Here is a 19,011-nt window from a genome sequence, read left to right as displayed (position 1 = left end):
GGTATACTTTACCTACGCTTAATTTCCAACTTTTACAGTTGAAAAGCGGGGGAACCAGTTAATTGGGGCGAATCATTGAGCATTAGAATGTAGGGTACCATCTTACCCGAGTCCGTCAGCTAACCTCGTCAGCAGTGGATGGGTCTGCTTTTCATGTTATTTACATAACCAGAGACCCTTGCTAAGGGTCTCTTTTTGTGTTTTTTTGGACCCTGCTGGCAGTAGATTGGCCTTTGACACTAAGGCTTCCTCTTTTCTCACACAAAGGGACAAAGGAGAGATGTAAGTGCAAAAGGTAAAGTACATCACGGATATTAACAAAATTGCTATGTTGTCTGATCTGGAAAAAGAGAACTTGAAAGAAATCACGGACAAATTTGTTTTTCGTGTGAATGACTACTATCTGTCTTTGATCAACTGGGACGATCCAGATGATCCCATTCGTAAACTGGTTATCCCTAACGAAGGTGAACTGCTGGAATATGGACGTTGGGATGCTTCGGATGAAGACACGAATTATGTGGTGCCGGGTTGTCAGCACAAGTATAAAACAACAGCATTACTGATTGTATCCGAGGTCTGCGGAGCCTATTGCCGCTACTGCTTCCGTAAACGCCTGTTCCGAAATGACGTGAAAGAAGCGATGTCTGATGTCTCTCCGGGTCTGGAGTATATTGCAAACCACCCTGAGATTAACAACGTTCTTCTTACGGGCGGTGACAGTTTAATTCTCTCCACACCAAAGCTAAGATCCATTATTGAAAACTTAAGAAGCATTGAGCATGTCAAGATTATCAGATTAGGTTCGAAGATTCCCGTATTTAATCCGATGCGGATCTCTGAAGACGAAGAGCTGCTGGAGCTGATTCGTACTTACTCTACCGAAGACAAGCGAATTTATGTTATGGCGCATATCAATCATCCTCGTGAAATCACACCTGAAGCCAAAAAAGCATTTAAAGCCCTCCACAACGCTGGGGCAATTGTCGTAAATCAGACCCCCGTCCTTAAAGGCATCAATGATGATCCCGTTATATTGGGAGAATTGCTAGACCGACTCTCATGGGCTGGCGTAACACCTTACTACTTCTTCGTGAATCGTCCCGTTGCCGGAAACCGAGATTTTGTATTACCTCTTGAGCAAGTCTATCAAATTGTAGAAGAAGCCAAAGCCAGAACCTCAGGACTTGGCAAAAGAGTACGCCTATCCATGTCACACACCTCCGGAAAGATAGAAATTCTCGCCATTGATAACGGAAAAGCCTATCTTAAATATCATCAATCCAGAGATCAGGAATACGGAAAGTTCATGATTCTAGATTGCCCTAAGGATGCAGAATGGTTTGATGACCTGCCCGGAAATGAGGAATATTGGACCCCTCCTGTGAAAAAAAATGACGCTATTATTTCTGTTAATGCGTTATCAAACAAGACTGCGGATCTGATTTGTAAATAATTCAATCAATTCTTTTTATATAAATCCTGACCAAGATACTCAGAAGACTCAAATGAAATATAAGCCCCACCATAAAGCATGCAATCACACTAAAACCACTAGCATCTTCTATAGCAAAAAACAACTTAGCAGGCCAATACGTAGGAATCCACGCACCTGTGAATTGCCATGGTGATGGAATAAAATACGCTACGATTGGCCCTGCTATAAACAAACCACCTATCTTAGATAAAGCTAAGCCTTCTACCTTATTTGCAGCAAAAGAAGCAAGAAATAAAGCAAAGCAAGGGGCTTCAATTGCTAATAATAAAAGAATGTATATATGCTCCAATTGGAAGTCAGATAAGCCTGAAACTACAAAATACACCAATGATAGAAGTGTACAAAGTACAGATGGAAGAACTAGACGATACACCATGTACCCCTTACGCATTAATGGCGTAACCGCGTAATAAGAGATGATGTTCTCATCACGTTCATCAAGCATTAAAAGACCTGTCATCATACCGGTCAGCATGGGAAAGGTCATTACTAAAAAAATCGCAGCAAAGCTACTGTATTCATTTAAATCGAAAGCATAACCGTTTGTAAGCCACTCTGCTGCTATTGGAAATCCAAATCTTGAGACGACTAAAAGTGCTAAAGGAGCAAAGATCCCGACCATAAGCACCGGGTCCAACCCAGCATGACGGATATCGCTTAGAAAAAGCGTATGATACTTCTTCATCTCTTGACTCCTCCCTTGCCTATGCGCATCATTACATGTTGCTCGAAGGACCTTTTTGCCCAGACATATATCACAACATTCCAGAGCAGTAATATCGATATGGAGTACATGTAATTGCCAAGTGACATAGCTGAGGTTCCCGAACTCAACAAGCGAAGTGTTCCTTCTGTAGGTAATAATAGAAAAACATTGGAGTTCCATATCTTAAAATAACCAAGTAACGGCAGTATGAAAGGTAGTACGAATACTTGTGAGAGTAAAATGAAACCATTAATCGTCTGGCAACGAGCCACTACTCCAATCGACAATAGCGTCATAAAGCTTGACGTTAGAATGATTCCAATAGAAAATCCTATCGGGGATTGCGGAACTCCACTCGCTGCTGCATGAATAACCCATGCGGCTAAGAGGGACAGTACAGATAATGAGCCGGCTTTTGAAAGTAAATATTCCCTAACACGAATCGGAGTAACGAATAAAGGATCAAGGACACCCTGGTCTCTTTCCAGCAGCACAATCCCACCAGCCAGAATAAGCCCCAAGGCACTAGGATCGCTAAAGGTCAATAACAGCATCGTTTGTTCCCGATAATGATTAGGAATAAGATGTAGCAATACCAGATAGAACGTACAGATAATGATGTAGATCCAATAAAACCCATGCCGCCATTGAAACCGGATGTCAAAGGCAAACGCAGATCTGAATCTCATGTTAACTGCCTCCCAGTAACGTCAATGAATATTTGTTCCAAAGACGCCTCCAGCGAATGAATGGTTTCTATTGGATACTCACGGACAAGCTTTAAGAAATATTCGTTCTCCCCTATATCAGCAAGTGAGAATTCCTCATTTCTAACTTCATTATGAAGGCGATATTCCAGCCGCACTCGCTTTTTTCCATTTAGAAGCTTAAGCTCACGAGGAGAATCAATCAACTTAATCTGACCGTCTACAATAAAAGCGACTCTATCGCAGAGCTCCTCCGCGGCCTGCATATTGTGTGTTGTTATGATGACTGTTGTTCCGGTTGCCTTCTTTTCCAGAATTAAATCCTTCATTCTCTTAGCGTTAACGGGGTCCAGCCCGGAAGTGGGTTCATCCAGAAATAGAATTTGTGGGTTATTTAAGAGTGCTCTGCAGAAATTCAGTCTCATCTTCATTCCCTTCGATAGCTGGGAGACCTTCAGATTAGCCGCTTCTGTGAGATTTACTTGCTCTAACAGAAGTCCTGGTTCCGCTGTTCTCCCTGAATACAAAGACCGAAATAATTGCAAATTTTCCAGCGCAGTAAACTTCGAATAGAAATTTGGAAACTCAAAAGCTACCCCTATTTGCTCAAAATACTCCGGTCCGGTATTTCTTATTTCTTTGCCCATTACTTTAACGCTACCCAAATAATTCTTTAAGACGCCTATTAGGATTTTTTGTGTTGTGCTTTTACCTGCTCCCGAAGGACCGAGAAAGCCAAATACTTCTCCTGGAGTTATGGAAAAATTCAGTCCACTAAGGGTTGGTTCCTTTATTTTTGGGTAGGTAAAATGAAGCTCCTTCACTTCGATCATTTCATGCTCCCCCAATCTTATTGTTCTTCAAGGAAGTCATCCCCTCAGCCAGAACCCCGATCAAAAGCTCTATCGTTGCCTGATATCGTTCATCCCCAATCTCTTCCTTATGCAGAGTCAGAAGGACTATGGAGCGAATCATACTCACGATTAATTCCGGGTCGATCCCAGCCATGATTCCTTCAGCCTGCCAGGATTTAATGAAAGGGACAAAAAAGTCTTTATCCTCTGTAAAATTTTGCTCCAACAACTCATTTGGTAACTTTCTTAATAACTGCTCCATTTCGCTCCTTACGAACATCTGACGTACGATCGGACTTTCTTCCATCATGCGGAAAGATTTCAGTAAAAATAATCTGATCTCTTCCTTGCCAAAAGGTACGCCAACGCTAAATGAATCGAACATTGCACTACGAATTCGTTGTTCCTCTTCAAGCAATATGTGATAGAACAATTCCTCTTTCGATCCAAAAAACATATAGAACGAACCTTGCGCAATCCCGGCAGCTTTCGTTAATTCTTCAACGCTTGTTTTCTTAATGCCATGTATTTCAAAACAGCGGCGGCCTTCTGTCAACAATTTATGTTTGATCCATTCTTTTTCTTGGTCCGTGAATTTCTTGGGCATACAAGTCAACTCGCTTTTGGTAGTTTTATGAATAATTTTATTTTATATTCACAAGATAACTCTTTAATCCATATTTTGTCAATCTAATTTTCTGTAAGCTTCACACATTTGTCCCCAGTACGTCACTACAATAATCCCCACTCCCAAAACTAGCATGAAAAAAATCTATGCTATATAATCATGCAGTAACACGAAAAGGACTAATGGGTGGGAATGCACAAATGAAATTGGAACGATTGATCTCTATGATCTACAAGCTGTTGAACCACGAAGTTTTATCTGCTTCCAAGCTGGCTGAAGAGTTTCAAGTATCCCAGAGAACTATCTATAGTGATATCGATGTCATTTGTGCCGCCGGTATCCCGGTCGTATCGTATCAGGGAACTAAAGGCGGGTATGGCATCATGGACGGATATAAAATGGATAAAAGCCTGCTCCGTTCTTATGATGTCACTTCTCTGATTACCGTGCTGAACAGCCTTTCTTCCGTGTTCGAAGACGAGCATGCGCAAGGAACCATTGAACGGTTGCAAACGATTGGAACGGAACAACAGACTTCTAGTCTAGCTGTGGACTTTGAGACCCGCCGTATGGATCCCGACGCACTTTCTCTTTTACGTACGGCTATTACGGAACGAATGATCGTCCGTTTTGATTACATCAATGTAAAAAATGAACGCACAACCCGTGATTTAGAACCAGTAAAGCTTCATTTTAAATATAGCAACTGGTACATCTATGGTTATTGCCGGGCACGTCAGGAATATCGAGAGTTCCGGTTATCCCGAATGATGAATTTAATTCTGACTCAAGATACCTTTCAATCACAACATGAGGTACCCGTCGAGGCGGATTGTTCAAACAGGATAGATCAGGTTGAGGAAGTGGTAATCCGGGTGCGACCCGAGGCTTTGGCAGAAGCGCTGGATCAGTTTCACCAAATGGATAAGGAATTCCATACCGATGAAAGTATGACGATGCGCATTCCAGTGTATAGACCATTGGAAGCCCGCTGGCTTTGGTCAATTCTCCTAAGCTTCGGCAGCGGCGCCGAAGTCCTAGAGCCTCTTGCACTGCGAGGTATCTTAAAAAAGCAGCTGCAAAATACCCTGAAACTTTATGAAGAAGTATGACAGTCTGCTGTCATACTTCTTCTTTTATATTAACAACAGCTATAAAATAACCTATCACAACTCAAAAGGAGATCATTCGAATGACCAATTATCCGGTAGAAATGTTTAATTACAACACTTGGGCGAACCATACCATCTTAGGGAGAATCGGGGAACTCTCTCCCTCTGTGCTGAGTCAAGAAGTGAACAGCTCTTTTCCCACCATCGCTCATGCTCTTAGTCATATCTATGCAGTTGATACGATGTGGTATCTTGTTTTAACAGGCACTGGTATGCCTGAGGCTTTTCAAAAAACTATCCCGCTAAATATGCGCATTCTAAGTTCTGTGGATGAATAAGCTAATATCTTTATCCAGCTATCGGAATTATATAAAGAATGGTTACAAAACCAATCCGATTTGGAGCAAACCATTCTGCTTGACAATCCATTCGCCGGAATCCGCCAAACACGTCTATCAGAAATTGTGTTGCATGCCGTCAATCACGGGACTTATCATAGAGGTAATATATCTGCTATGTTACGTCAGTTAGGTCACGCTTCCACCATGAATGACTACTCCTTATTTTGGTATCAGGTGCCTGCGGAAGCTATTTAATCACTAATGGGCAATATGCTCCACGCCTGGGAAGGACATTGTATTTTAATTATGGAGATAGAAAATCTAATTCTAGTAAAAACGAGAGCGGATTTACGGGGTTGGCTGCAGGAGAATTGTATGACTGAAAAATCTTGTTGGGTACTCGCAAGTATGACGCCAAACCCAGAAACATTGCTATATTTAGACATGGTAGAGGAATGTTTGTGCTTTGGATGGATCGATGGTGTGAAAAAGAAAATTTCCGAAACGGAGCTGGCGCAGCGACTGTCTCCCAGAAGCAAACGAAGCTCTTGGACGGAGTTGAATAAAGAGCGCGTCCGCCGCCTCGAAAAGCTGGGATTAATGACGGCTGAAGGAAGAAGGGTGCTTCCTGATATGGACCCTGATTCTTTTTTAATCGATAAGGTTATAGAAGAAAGGCTAAAAGAGGAACAGCAAATATACGAAAATTTCTTAGCCTTTCCAGCTCTTTATAGAAGAGTCCGTATCGACACAATACAAAGCAATAAACATCAACCAGAATTATTTAAGAGTAAATTAGATAAATTTATAACAAATACTAAAGATAATAAAATGTTCGGTCAATGGCATGATTATGGACGCCTTTTAGATTATTAAGATGTGTTTAAATTAATAAAGGTGAGAACATTGTCTGTTCTCACCTTCTTTTATTAAAGCCCTTCAGCCAGAATTCGTTTCAAGAACATCCCCGTGTAAGATTCCGGCACTTCTGCGACCTGCTCCGGTGTGCCTTCAGCTACAAGCTTACCTCCGACTGTTCCCCCTTCAGGGCCAATGTCAATCACCCAGTCAGACTCCCGAATCAGCTCTAGGCTGTGCTCCACAACAACAACCGTATTTCCCGTATCCACCAATTTACTCAATAAGGTATGGAGTTTCTTGATGTCTGACGGGTGAAGACCTGTCGTTGGTTCGTCGAGCAGATACAGCGTGTGATTCTTAGATGGTTTGCTCAGCTCTTTGGCCAGCCTGATCCGTTGTCCCTCGCCGCCTGATAAGGTTTTGACAGATTGTCCCCATTTAAGGTACCCAAGACCCACCTCACATAACGTCTCAATAATACCGGCCATTTTGGCCTCCGAGTTAAGGACCGGTAAGCTTTCCTGTATAGACATGTCCAATAGATCTGAGATAGAGAAACCATCATATTTCACCTGTAAGACCTCATCCGTAAACCTTCTGCCTTTGCAGTCGTGACACTTCACTTCTAGATCAGGCAGAAAGTTCATGTCTACGGACAATACACCCAGTCCCTGACAGGTTTCGCACCGTCCACCCGGTGTATTAAAGGAGAAATGTTTGGAGGTCAGTTTTCTTTTCTTCGCCTCCGGCAAAGCCGCAAATAACTGACGCAGATGTGTAAATACGTCGGTATAGGTCGCTACATTCGAACGCTGCATTCTACCCATGGGTGATTGGTCAAAGATCACCATGTTTCCGACCTCATCTAGACCCGTAATTTCCTTACAGCCTGTTTGCTCATGTTCTTTAGTACTTCCTTGTGCAAGGATATCAAATATAAGTGTAGATTTACCTGAACCCGAAACCCCTGTTACCGATACAAGACAGCCCAGCGGGATAGAGACTTTCGGAATATCAATGTTCCGGTACTGTGCCTGCCGGATGGTGATCTGCCTTCCGTTCGCTTTCCGGCGAACACGTCCGGGAGCTTCAAGACGCTCTTCTCTGAGATAAGCTCCAGTAACTGAAAGCTCACTTGCCATCAAGTCTTCCAAGCTACCTTCACCCACAACGGTTCCACCATGCAATCCAGCACCCGGACCCATATCAATAATATGATCCGCAGCACGCATCATCTCAATATCATGTTCAATAACGAGCACGGTGTTCCCCAGATCCCGCAGCTCCTGAAGCACACGAATAAGGCCAACCGTATCCCGAGGATGGAGACCTGTCGTCGGTTCATCCAGAATGTATAACACACCGGTCAGCCCTGAACCCAGCAGTGATGCTAGACGCAGACGCTGTGCTTCCCCACCTGATAGAGACACTGTCTGCCGGTTCATCGAAAGATAACCCAGACCAACATCGATAATCCGCTTTAGTCTAGTAGGCATATCATGTAAGATCGGTTCTAGCAGATGAAGTCCTTCAGCAGGTAAAGCCGCCTCCAGCCCTTTCGTCCACTCATATACATCGCTTAATGACCAATCTGATACTTCCGTTATCGAAGCACCAGCTACTTGCACTAGACGAACTTCTTTTTTCAGACGAGCACCAAGGCATTCCGGGCATTGCTGCTCATGAAAAAATCCTCCGCCTTTCTCCTGCCCACCGGATTCCCCTTCCTTCTCCTTATAACGCCGCCACAAACCCGGTATAACGCCTTCAAATTTGGTCCCTTGGATTGGCTTAATATTAGGGAAATGACGTTTAAATGCCTCACTATCCACGCCGTAGTACAACAAATCACGCTGTATCTCACTATAGTCCTTCAACGGCAGATCCGGGTCAAACTCAAATCCAAAATGTTTTCCCGCCGCTACTAATATCCTCATCTGTATATCCCGATGAACACCATTCAGAGAGGCTGCTCCTCCCTCTTTTATGCAAAGCTCAGGATTAAATACCGCTGCTTCATTAATAGTCGCCACAGACCCCAGTCCACCACAAGCTTCACAAGCCCCTTCCGGCTTATTGAAAGAAAAGTGGGACATGCCAAGTTTATCAAGCTCAGCTCCACAATGCGGACAGCCCATCGACTGGCCATCCATTTCCTCGTCTTCCTCTATTAGTAGCCCCCTCGCTTCAAAAGAAGGTGGAATACTGCCACTGCAGGAAGGGCAAACCCTCTCTCCTAATCTAGAAAAAATAAACCGGACAAACGTATAGATGTCAGTTACAGTCCCGACTGTCGAGCGTGGATTACGATTCGTAACATGCTGTCCAACACTAATGGATGGGGACAATCCAACGATGGACTCGACCTTCGGTTTGCTGATCGTATCTGATGTCATGCCCATAGAATCCAAATACTGTCTTTGGCATTCCCGCTGAAGTGTATCCATCGCTAACGTCGATTTTCCTGATCCCGAAGGTCCCGTCAGGACAACTAGCTTATACTTTGGAATCGTGAGCGAGACATTCTTTAGATTGTTCTCTCGTGCACCTTTAATAACAATAGCTTCTTTCACAACGATTCCCCTCTCAATTTATCCAATCACAATACTGCCTTTTTACTTTTCTTTTTGCAAAAGCATACTAATTTCGATAGAATGTATTTGTAAAATAACATACTTTCTAATAACTTCATAATCGAATATCTCGATTGACGAGATATACAGATTTTAAAAGGGGCGTTATTCTTTGTCAAGCCAAGAACAAGCTCAACCTACACCAGAGCAAGAACAATTCACCTTACTCATGCGTGGCCTGGGTACCCGAACGGTGGTATATCAGCAGAACGTAGCCGCCTCTCTAGGGTTATACAATAATGATTTCTTATCCGTGGATATTTTGCGTGAAAAGGGACCTATCACTGCTGGAGAACTGTCCAAATTAACTGGACTTGCCACAGGCAGCGTTACAGCATTAATAGATCGACTCGAAAAAAACGGCTATGTTCGCAGACAAAATGACCCTAATGATCGGCGTAAAGTCATTATTGTTCCGTTGTATGAAAATAAAGAGGATGTTATTGACACCTATCAGCCGCTTCATACCGCTATGGTTAAATTGGCTGCTTCCTATACGGATGAAGAACTTGCACTCATTTCGCAATTTTTAGGTAAAGCAAGCAACGTTTTAGAAGAGCAGATTGATCGTCTCAGTTCATCAACGCGAAGTAAATCTTCTTCTTGAAGCTCAAACTTAAAACTTAAAATGGACGATATTCAAAAGTCATTCGACTCTCTGGATATCGTCCTTTTTTTTAAATTATACGAAAAAACAAGTTAACTCTATCTCCGAATACCCATCGTTACAATTTCACATGGACCGATTGGTAAGGACACACTCCCCTTATCCTCATTGGAGAGTGGCTCGCTCTTCTCTTCTAGAATTGTCGTCTTATAGAAATACTGCTGCGGAATCGTCGTACGGATGGTCAGATCGGTACTCTGCTGACTCATGTTGTACCAGCGAAGCAGTAGGTCTCCAGTCTGCTCGTTCATTTTCAGAGAGGAAAATGCGAGCTCCTGACTCTCCCATTCGAATGGAGCATACACCGGAGCAATCGGTCCTTCATGTACATCAGTCTGACATACGACCCAAGGAATCTGGAATTGATAAGCTTCAGCAAAAGCACCAGAGGTTATACCATCTCCTGTGTGTGGGATGAGCTCCATACGTACTACATGCTCTCCGAGACACTGCGCTTCTGGAGTTGGGAACAAACCCCAGTCTCCCAATTCACCCACGCTACGGAGTAATGTAATCGCAATGGTGTTACGACCGTCTCTTAGCACTTCATATTCATTTAATCCAAAGTTAGCGACGGTTAGACCAGCTTTTTCATTACTGATATCAACAAAGGCCTGCTGATGCTGCGTGTTACTCGGATTCATCCATTCTGCAGCTGGCTCAATATTCCGCTCCGCAACCTCGAACATCGAATCCACATGATGCTTGGTGGCATTCAAATCTGTCGGGAACAGCGCACGAATCCGGTGATCTTTGGCTTTATTGTCTATCGTCGTTTCGATATGCAGCCCCTTCCCGCCCCGCTCCAGGCTAATTACGGTACGAAGTTTAAGAATGACTGTGTCACTACTGCGCTGCGCTTTCCGTTCTGGGTAGTACACAAGAGCACGCTGTTCCTCATCCAGCTTCTCATCTGCTGAGGCTGGGATCTCCCAGTCATGCTTAATTTCCACAGATGCTCGATAAGGTGTATTTTCGAGAACGCAAATGTTCGCCTGTAGTCCCTTGGTCGTTAAAGCTTGTTCACCCTCTGGCTGTTTATACATGTATTCATTCCCAATATCACCTGTGTTCTCATACACACCAAGATCCCGGTAGTTCATGCCACTGGCTTTATCACTCAGCGTAAATGAACCATTATCATGGATCACTACTTTGACGGTCTCATTCTCCAGCACCCGATCCCCTTGAAGCAAAGATTCAGGAGCTATAGGCAACTCTGCGTTTGCACGGCGAACCCACGCATATGCACGAAGACCCAGTGCCGGAACTTGTGCGGCCTCAAAGGTAAGTCTTACTCGGCGACACATATAGGGCTGGCGGAACTTATCGTCAGGCAAATCATAGCCAAACTGAAGACCTAAATCCTTCATCTGGCATGCAATAGGATTCCCTTGATCGTCTACTAATTCACAACCGTTTAAGTCAATATCCTTCATAAGGCTGGCCGTTTCTTCTAGAGTGAAGCCCTCTCGCAAATATAGACGTGCCGCATCAATTTCTACGCTCACTGTACCCGTGCGAGTCCAACCTGTCATATTCATGACTACTAAGGGAAGCACTTCTTCTCCATAGGCTGCAAAACCGGTCGTATCCACTGCTTCAGCGATCATGCGCTTGCTATCCTCAACAATGGTCTCTGCTACATGTCGGCTTTTATCAAACCGGGTTACCATTTCGCGGTGTACCTCATCCACGCTGCAGCCACAAATGCTGTCGTGAGGATGATTCTGCATTAGCGTCTTCCAGGCATAAGTGAACAGATGATGAGGGTAAGCTTTGCCCAATACACGTGCGAATGAAGCGAGTGGCTCGGCCACCTTTTCAAGCAAGACTTGCCCTTCCTGATTCATCTGTTTCAAATAGACACGAGCAGACGCAGTATTCACTAACGTCCCCCATCCATCCGTATGTTGGCTCCGCAGTTCTCCCTTTACGGTCGACAATTTGTTGTGATCCATGACATCCTCAACAGCTTTAAGGTAATCAGGAAAGTTCGAATGAATATACTCCATATCTGGATAGAGCCGCTTCGCAGTTTCAATTGCCTCCGGCAAATTCAGTTGAGCTGGTTGATGATCGCAGCCGTTCATGAATAGCAGCTCGCCCGTAGAGGCGAATTTCCGTGCATCTGCTAACTTTTTCTCCCAGAACTCTTTTGCCTCTGCTTCATTCACTGGCACTTCGTTTCCGTTCGAATACCAATTCGCAAATAGAATTCCAAGCACTTTCGATCCATCCGGACCTTCCCATATCAGCTCGGAGAAGGAAGATTCATATCCTCCGTCCGATACTGTATTGTTGAAACCAGTCGGCTTTACCCCTCTTCCAAAAAAGGCATTATTGATCCCCGATTGCTTCATTAATTGTGGAGTCTGGCCAACTAGACCAAAGGTGTCCGGAAAATAACCGATCTTAGAAGGTTCACCGTAACGCTTCGAGTCCTGATGACCAATCTGCATATTACGTACATTTGCTTCTCCGCTCGTAAGGAAAGCATCTTGCAGAATATACCAAGGCCCGATCAGAAGACGGCCTTCCGTTATATGTTTCTGTAGACGCTCTTGATTCTCAGGACGAACTTGGAGGTAATCTTCCAGAATAATCGTCTGCCCGTCAAGATAAAAACTTTTAAATTCACCATCCTCATCCAATCGATCCAGCAATTCATCGACCAATTTAACAAGGCGTACATGATGCTTTTCATATGGAAGATACCATTCCCGGTCCCAGTGAGTATGTGAAATGATATGGGCTGTCTGAGGTTTAATAGATTGATCTGAACTTTTCAAGGTGAAGACCTCCTTATATGCAATACATTCTCTCTACTAAGATACTTAATGCAGTAGATACGGATAAGATACATGAATCTCAACTTCCTGCTGGCGATACACGCCTAGCAGATCACCATTAGTATCCGTAGCGAAGAGGACAGAACGTTCCTGTTCCAACAGGAATGTGTAGGTCCGGCCAGTAACTAAATCTTTTACCTCGATCTTCGCATCCTGCGCATATTCCGACACGAAGGTGAAGAGAGCCCCTTTATCAAAGCTCAATTTCCGTCCATAAATACCCGCTAAGTCTCCTCCGTTAATCCATTCAAAATCACATTCCACATGAGCAGCATTCAATGCGTAGCGGTACAGTGCGGATGTAGTTTCACTTCGACTGCTCATTTCAACTGGGACTGGGCTCCAGATGAGCCGTCCCTTACCAAGCGGAATGTTCATGACCGAATCTATAATTGAATTTCCGCTTCCAGCAGATTCGTGAATCATTATTTCCTTCGATAATTCAGCAATCCGGCGGTGAGCGAAGGAGACAGGAAGTTCTTGGCCTTGAAGGTTAAGCACTTCTTCACGGCGCACATTACGCAATTCACGCTTGCCAAGAATATCGTTCAAGCGCTCTGAAGAATGCCAATAAGCATCAATACCAAGTGGGCCAGTAACAAGTAATACCGCACCTGTATCTTCAACAATGTGCAACAACCTTTCCATCGCTGCATCATCGAAGTTATGTGCGCTTGGCAGCATAATAAGCCTCGCAGGATGGTTCTCCAAATCATCTAGGTGGTATTCAGAAGCCCCTCTAAAAGGCATCTTTAGATCATACGAAAGAATTCGGGTAAGCTCTGTTGTAGCAGCGAAAGCCAGCTTCCGGTTAGAGAAATCATTCGAATACGGATACACCACAGCAATCTCTTCCAGCTTCCTATCTCCAAATACGTCACGAATGCCTTCTATAAACTTTCCAAAATCATAGGAGACATCCGCCTCTGGTTTTTCGGTTCCATCTGCTCTTAATGCCCCAATATGGGACTCATTCGCATTATCCATATAGAAGTTGGTATTCCAGATCCAATGTATGGCCCCCGCACCAGCAGTTCCAAACGCATAGGCATATTTGCGTTCAAGAATATTTCGCAGCTCTAGCTCTGAACGTTTGGCTCGTCCATCAGGAGTTTCTACATACATGACGCCAGTCTCTTGAATTAAGTTTGGCTTATTAGGCGTCTTGGCAAAGATGCCATCCCACACCAGATAATCATTAAACCACCAGGAATGTACAGTGGTGTAATCTACCGCTTCTTCATAGAAAAACGGTGAAGGACGCTGCGCTCCCAGCCCTTCATCCTGCCCAACCGTAACCATCTGATCTGGACATTGCTCCTTAATGGAGTCATATAACTGCTTCACCCACCGGTTATGCATATCCATGGAGAACAAGCAATAATCAAGCCAACGCGTCCCTCTTTTAGCGCTGTGCATATCCTGCACATCGAAGTTTATCTCTTTTGCTTCTGGCAGCCTTGCCGATGCAAAGTTCGGAAGCTGTGCAGGTGTCATATTCCAGCGTTCCTGTAGCACTTCGATTTCACCATGTCTATGTTGAAGCCATTCTACAAAAGCTTGTTGCTCAAAACGATCATGACATGAACTCGGACCCTCCGAGAAAATACGTGCCGGGTCAAACATTGACGGTTCATTAATAAGATCCCAATCTACATTCGAAGACGCTTTATGACGAGATACAATAGAACGAATGAACCGCTTCTGTGCTTCTACACTTTGTGGGTCCAAATAAGGATTTACCCCTCCCCATGTTTCCGGTGTGAAGGAGAAGAACGTAAAGGTTACCTGCAGATCATGCTTCTTCGCTGTCATGATAAAGGCATCTATCGCTCGCAGTACCTCTTCTGAAACATGACCGTCATCTTGCATCACATTACGATAAGCTGTCCAGATTCCTGTTCGGATCCAGTTAATTCCTGCCTTCCGCATCTGACCCATATCGCGATCCCATACCCCGACGTTCGGCAGAAACAGAAATTTACGAGCCACATCACTCGTCATATAAGTCATCCCCACAACAGGTAGCGGACGCCCATTTTTTATGAAATAATCTCTTCCACTTGTTATCGGTTCACCTGCTGCCAGAAGTTCAGGGGCATGCCCCCAGAACCCTTGACATAGAATGCGCACCTCACCATCACTGGCTTCGGCTTCGCAGACCACTTGGAACAGACCACTCCTAATTTCCAATGGAATAGGCACCCGAACGATGTTAAGCTCAGCATTAGCCTTCAACTCTAATCCCTGAGACCAGTGTAAGGACGAATCTGATTCATGCTCAACATGAATTGTAAAATTCCATCTCTCTTCATTACTCATTGAAGTTTTTGTCCTCTCAAGCTGCTGAATCTGAAGTGTCAGAGAAGCACGTTCTCCAGACTCATAAGATGCGTAATTGGGCTTAATCCACATCTCCGTAACACCCTTGCAGCAGAAGAGAGCCCACTTGGATATCGCGGACAGCCCTTCGTCCTTCCATAAAGAATCCGTTGCAGCCGTATTTACGAACAGCCAGCGTGAGCCTGCAAATAAACCAATCGTATTCTCCCAAAGAACTACTGGAGCTGCAGTTTCCCGGCCCTCATGTGTAATTCCCTTCAAAAGCGGGTAAATCCTTGTGCTCATTGGACCTGCTGACCCCATTTGATGGGGTAAATCACTTGTCTTCGTCGTATGTGGCACAAGGTTCCATGTCTCTGCACTCGCTAGAAAAAGAGCTTCTTGACCCTTAAGCAGAGGAATAACATCCGATGCTAGCAAGGATTGATTGCGAGAACACTCAACACGTAATGCCTCATGAATATATAGCTCTTGATGATAAGAGGTCTGCTCCGCTTCCACATGCCATTGTTCATTTTGCCAGCGAACGGGTTGTTTGAAGGGAGCACCTCCGATGCTGATCAGCCCACCACCTCTTTGCAAATATCCATGAATGTCTACCCATGCCGCTTTTGGAAAATAGGGTGCATGCAGATTAATGAAACATCCGCCTTCGGTTTCCTTAAGCGTTGCTGCAAGCTGATTCGCATTCACAATCGTACCGAACTCACGCATGGATACAATCGCATCGCTAGGAATCGAATTCGAAATTGGAAAATCAGAATCATAGAATATAATTACAGGCCTGCTCATAGTAGTCCTTCCTTCATCGATTTATAGACTAGTTGGGAGAACAGACTATTGGACCAGGCGAACCATTTTCTAGTGAATATATTCGGGTCATCGACATGAAATCCTTCATGCATAAAACCAGTCCCCGCATCCGTTGCCTCTAGCATCGCAAGCATCTCCAGCTTCTCTTCATTCGAGGAAGCCGTCAAACCTTGCATAGACAATGCCATATGCCAAATATAATCTTTCGGAGTATGTGGACTGCCAATCCCTTTCGCTGCTGTTCCTTCAAAGTAAAAAGGATTCTCCTTGCTCAGCGCAAATCGGCGTGTATTCTGATAAATCTTATCCTCTGCCGTAACATAGCCGAGATAAGGAATCGACATGAGTCCCGGTGTTCCCGCATCATCCATCAAGCAGTAGTTGCCGTAGCCGTCGGTCTCATAGGCGTAGATGGGTCCAAATTTCGGATGACGATAAATACCATATAGCTTGATTCCATGATCAATGTCCGCTTCTAGTGCTTTAAGCTCTTTTAGAAATTCAAGATCACGGAATACCCATTCTGCGAATTCCTGCATATGACGTAAGGCAACAACGGCGAACATATTCCCCGGGATATTGTAATGGAAGTCGCACGCATCATCGCTTGATCGGAACCCGGACCAGACCATACCCGTGTAATTAACAGGCATACCAAGGCCGTTGTTGCGTAATGTATCTTCAGGTATCCCGTTATTACGCATAAAGCGGTAAGGAGATAATTCAGCATGGCGTTGCTCTGTTCTAAATAAGTTGTATATTTTGACCATTGCTTCCTTAAATCCAGCGTCGAAGATATCGGCCTTCCCCGTTTCTTTCCAATAGGCATAAGCCAGACGCATGGAAAAACAGAGCGAATCGATCTCGAATTTACGTTCCCACACACAAGGGGACATTTCCGTAATATCGCTAGTGCTCCAATGCCAGTCATTCGCTGTTTCATTAAACGCATTAGCATACGGATCAATATGTATATACTGAATATGACGTTTAATTAGACCGCTAATGATACGTTGAAGATCTGGATCATTCTTCGCAAATGGCACGTAGTGCATAACCTGTTCCACAGAGTCACGCAACCAAGAAGCAGGGATATCACCAGTAATGATGAATGTTGTTCCATCATCCATGAGTTTAGTCGTTGTCTCAAGTGTATTCGGGAAGCAGTTCATGAAGAGCTGTAATAGTTTAGGCCGATGAGCTAATTCCTCCTCTGCTTCATTTAATACTTCTTGAATCGCTTGTGGCAGTGGCAGCTTCGGCATAGAGATGGCTGGCAGTTTGAATTGTTCCATATCCTCACTCCTCTTGATAAAAATGAGTATAGATAGAGAGACGGGCAGCATAGCTGCCCGTCTCCACTAATCCTATTTGTGCTATCCTTTAGTGATTAATCGTAGGCGTGTTGTAAAGTTCAAAGCCTTATTTCTTTGTCTGGTTCCACTCATCAAGCTGCTTTTGAACTTCAGCAATGACTTTTTCCAGTCCAGCTTCTTTAAATTTCTTGGTTGCTTTTGGCAGATATGTTTTAGGATCAACAGAACCTGTGTATAGAGCTGGCATAAATTCTTTAGTTACGTTGTTGATGGCCGCTACTTCAGTTTTTACAGGTGTAGGATCAAATGCAAAACCGAAGGTAGGCGCTTCTTTAGACGAATCATTAAACTTCTTGAAAGCATCCCATTTATCAGCAGGGTCATCAGCATGCAGATAAGTCAGTAACATATTTCCAAGCGTGAAGCCTGGCATAGCATAGCTATCTTGCATAGCTGGCAGATCTTCAATGACATTGTCGGAAATTTTCTTATAATGAGTGCCTTCAATACCATAGTTGAGCAAATTGCGTAAGTACTTATCTGTGTTCAAAAGATTCAAGAACATCATAGCCCGTTCAGGATCACCTGAGGTTACGGAAATCGCGTGCATCGAACCTGCGGCGGACTGTGTATACACATAAGGCTCATGCATAGGCGAAGTTACAATTTCATAACCCGCTGAACGAGACCAACCTTTTTCTGCATAAGGCTGTGTAATTTCGCGATCGGCAAACCATTTACCGGTCTTAATGTTATCGATACCTTCAAGTGTTGCAACGTCTGGGCGTAAGTAACCTGCTGTGTAAAGTCTACGCATCGTATCTAACGATGTTGCGAGTTCAGGTGTCTCCAGAATATTAACAACCTTGCCATCTGTGGAATCCATGTAGACCCCGATAGGCAGTTCATCACCTAGTACATAGTCAAATGGCATGAATGGCTTAAAGCCTTTAGGAACAGCTAGCGGTGTAATATCCGCAGGCTCATTCTCTTTAATCGTTTTAAGAAGTGGCTCTAGATCATCCAATGTACGAATATTAGAAATGTCCATGTTGTATTTATCAACATATTTTTTATTGAAGCGCCATACCCATTGCTGTCCAAGCTCCTTATTTACAGGAACACCATAGATTTCACCTTTAATCTTAGTGCCTTCTAAGAAACGCGGGTCCAAAACTTCTTTCGTTTCCTTTCCATACTTATCCAGCAGATCATTCAGTCCCAAGAAGGTACCGTTCGCTGCGTTACGGCGGAAATCATTTGTCCAAGAAGAGGTAAAGGCAATATCATAAGGCTCACCAGAAGCGGTGATGACCTGCATCTTCTTATCGTAATCACCCCAATCAAACATCGTAATGTTCAACGTCGCATTAATTTTTTCTTTGGTATATTTGTTAACCTCTTTTAATACAAGATCCAGATCCTTTTGAGGTCCACCAATTAAATACATCTTCAGCTCATACGGCTTTAATTCCGATGAATTCCCTGCTGAATTCCCCGCTGTCGCTGAATTGTTTGTTTCTTTAGCAGCATTTGTATTATTATTCGAACCACATCCAGCAAGAAGGCCAGACAAAAGCATTGTTCCTACAAGAGCGAGCGTTAAACTTTTTTTCGCTTTCATTTCTATTTTCCCCCTTTAGATTAATTTACTTTTTATTTATATCGTTTCCTATACTA

At 43.9% G+C, this 19,011-nt stretch carries 13 protein-coding genes, 1 pseudogene and 1 riboswitch; of the genes and pseudogenes, 5 read left to right on the top strand and 9 right to left on the bottom strand.

Annotated elements, in window-relative coordinates:
• Positions 1-5: 5 nt before the first annotated feature.
• Positions 6-149, top strand: a riboswitch (cyclic di-AMP (ydaO/yuaA leader).
• Positions 150-286: 137 nt separating this feature from the next.
• Positions 287-1,456, top strand: coding sequence for a KamA family radical SAM protein (locus NST74_RS11020; RefSeq protein ID WP_339290407.1), 1,170 nt, complete (start codon positions 287-289; stop codon positions 1,454-1,456).
• Between the two features lies 1 nt (position 1,457).
• On the opposite strand, the gene NST74_RS11015 is transcribed toward NST74_RS11020, so the two are convergent.
• Genes NST74_RS11015 through NST74_RS11000 form a run of 4 tightly spaced genes read right to left on the bottom strand, consistent with a single transcriptional unit; the run spans position 1,458 to position 4,372 of the window.
• On the bottom strand, positions 1,458-2,183 hold the full coding sequence (locus tag NST74_RS11015) for a hypothetical protein (RefSeq protein WP_341112024.1): 726 nt from the start codon (positions 2,181-2,183) through the stop codon (positions 1,458-1,460).
• On the bottom strand, positions 2,180-2,893 hold the full coding sequence (locus tag NST74_RS11010) for a fluoroquinolone export ABC transporter permease subunit (RefSeq protein ID WP_341112023.1): 714 nt from the start codon (positions 2,891-2,893) through the stop codon (positions 2,180-2,182). The genes NST74_RS11015 and NST74_RS11010 overlap by 4 nt, the downstream gene beginning before the upstream one ends.
• Positions 2,890-3,744 (bottom strand): ABC transporter ATP-binding protein, encoded by an 855-nt coding sequence (locus NST74_RS11005; protein WP_341112022.1) that lies wholly within the window; start codon positions 3,742-3,744, stop codon positions 2,890-2,892. Before NST74_RS11005 ends, NST74_RS11010 begins: the two co-directional genes overlap by 4 nt.
• A 1-nt stretch (position 3,745) precedes the next feature.
• Entirely contained in the window at positions 3,746-4,372 is a 627-nt protein-coding gene (locus NST74_RS11000; protein WP_341112020.1) for a TetR/AcrR family transcriptional regulator, read from the bottom strand.
• Positions 4,373-4,593: 221 nt separating this feature from the next.
• On the opposite strand from NST74_RS11000, the gene NST74_RS10995 reads away from it, so the two are divergent.
• The 3 genes and pseudogenes from NST74_RS10995 to NST74_RS10985 all read left to right on the top strand — a co-directional run bounded on the left by NST74_RS10995 (position 4,594) and on the right by NST74_RS10985 (position 6,722).
• Positions 4,594-5,505 (top strand): helix-turn-helix transcriptional regulator, encoded by a 912-nt coding sequence (locus NST74_RS10995; protein WP_341112019.1) that lies wholly within the window; start codon positions 4,594-4,596, stop codon positions 5,503-5,505.
• An 80-nt stretch (positions 5,506-5,585) separates the two neighbouring features.
• Positions 5,586-6,101 (top strand): annotated as a pseudogene (locus tag NST74_RS10990) (DinB family protein).
• Positions 6,102-6,152: 51 nt separating this feature from the next.
• Positions 6,153-6,722 carry a YdeI/OmpD-associated family protein gene (locus NST74_RS10985; protein WP_341115870.1) on the top strand — a complete coding sequence of 190 codons (570 nt, stop codon included), beginning with the start codon at positions 6,153-6,155 and terminating at the stop codon, positions 6,720-6,722.
• Between the two features lie 53 nt (positions 6,723-6,775).
• On the opposite strand, the gene uvrA is transcribed toward NST74_RS10985, so the two are convergent.
• Positions 6,776-9,280, bottom strand: coding sequence for an excinuclease ABC subunit UvrA (gene uvrA / locus NST74_RS10980; protein ID WP_341112017.1), 2,505 nt, complete (start codon positions 9,278-9,280; stop codon positions 6,776-6,778).
• 229 nt (positions 9,281-9,509) lie between these two features.
• On the opposite strand from uvrA, the gene NST74_RS10975 reads away from it, so the two are divergent.
• A complete protein-coding gene (locus tag NST74_RS10975; RefSeq protein ID WP_170880226.1) occupies positions 9,510-9,947 on the top strand; it encodes a MarR family transcriptional regulator in 438 nt (145 codons plus the stop codon).
• Positions 9,948-10,045: 98 nt separating this feature from the next.
• Here NST74_RS10975 and NST74_RS10970 read toward each other — a convergent pair whose 3' ends face one another.
• The 4 genes from NST74_RS10970 to NST74_RS10955 all read right to left on the bottom strand — a co-directional run bounded on the left by NST74_RS10970 (position 10,046) and on the right by NST74_RS10955 (position 18,955).
• Positions 10,046-12,799 (bottom strand): alpha-mannosidase, encoded by a 2,754-nt coding sequence (locus tag NST74_RS10970; RefSeq protein WP_341112015.1) that lies wholly within the window; start codon positions 12,797-12,799, stop codon positions 10,046-10,048.
• 45 nt (positions 12,800-12,844) lie between these two features.
• The gene (locus tag NST74_RS10965) at positions 12,845-15,994 is read right to left on the bottom strand and encodes a beta-galactosidase (RefSeq protein ID WP_341112013.1); all 3,150 of its coding nucleotides are present in this window, start codon (positions 15,992-15,994) and stop codon (positions 12,845-12,847) included.
• Positions 15,991-17,310: a glycoside hydrolase family 125 protein gene (locus tag NST74_RS10960; protein ID WP_341112012.1), complete on the bottom strand. Its 1,320-nt coding sequence runs from the start codon at positions 17,308-17,310 to the stop codon at positions 15,991-15,993. Before NST74_RS10960 ends, NST74_RS10965 begins: the two co-directional genes overlap by 4 nt.
• A 127-nt stretch (positions 17,311-17,437) precedes the next feature.
• Positions 17,438-18,955: an ABC transporter substrate-binding protein gene (locus NST74_RS10955; protein ID WP_341112010.1), complete on the bottom strand. Its 1,518-nt coding sequence runs from the start codon at positions 18,953-18,955 to the stop codon at positions 17,438-17,440.
• Between the last annotated feature and the right edge of the window lie 56 nt (positions 18,956-19,011).

This window comes from Paenibacillus sp. FSL F4-0125 (assembly GCF_038008565.1).
Classification (GTDB): domain Bacteria; phylum Bacillota; class Bacilli; order Paenibacillales; family Paenibacillaceae; genus Paenibacillus_AQ.
This window is presented reverse-complemented; position numbering and strand designations above follow the sequence as displayed.

Bases quoted from the DNA above. Each gene is read 5' to 3' on its own strand.
- NST74_RS11005 (WP_341112022.1), bottom strand. From the start codon at position 3,744: ATGATCGAAGTGAAGGAGCTTCATTTTACCTACCCAAAAATAAAGGAA.
- NST74_RS10995 (WP_341112019.1), top strand. From the start codon at position 4,594: ATGAAATTGGAACGATTGATCTCTATGATCTACAAGCTGTTGAACCAC.
- NST74_RS10955 (WP_341112010.1), bottom strand. From the start codon at position 18,955: ATGAAAGCGAAAAAAAGTTTAACGCTCGCTCTTGTAGGAACAATGCTT.
- NST74_RS11000 (WP_341112020.1), bottom strand. From the start codon at position 4,372: ATGCCCAAGAAATTCACGGACCAAGAAAAAGAATGGATCAAACATAAA.
- NST74_RS11010 (WP_341112023.1), bottom strand. From the start codon at position 2,893: ATGAGATTCAGATCTGCGTTTGCCTTTGACATCCGGTTTCAATGGCGG.
- NST74_RS10965 (WP_341112013.1), bottom strand. From the start codon at position 15,994: ATGAGCAGGCCTGTAATTATATTCTATGATTCTGATTTTCCAATTTCG.
- NST74_RS10985 (WP_341115870.1), top strand. From the start codon at position 6,153: ATGGAGATAGAAAATCTAATTCTAGTAAAAACGAGAGCGGATTTACGG.
- NST74_RS11015 (WP_341112024.1), bottom strand. From the start codon at position 2,183: ATGAAGAAGTATCATACGCTTTTTCTAAGCGATATCCGTCATGCTGGG.
- NST74_RS10960 (WP_341112012.1), bottom strand. From the start codon at position 17,310: ATGGAACAATTCAAACTGCCAGCCATCTCTATGCCGAAGCTGCCACTG.
- NST74_RS10975 (WP_170880226.1), top strand. From the start codon at position 9,510: ATGCGTGGCCTGGGTACCCGAACGGTGGTATATCAGCAGAACGTAGCC.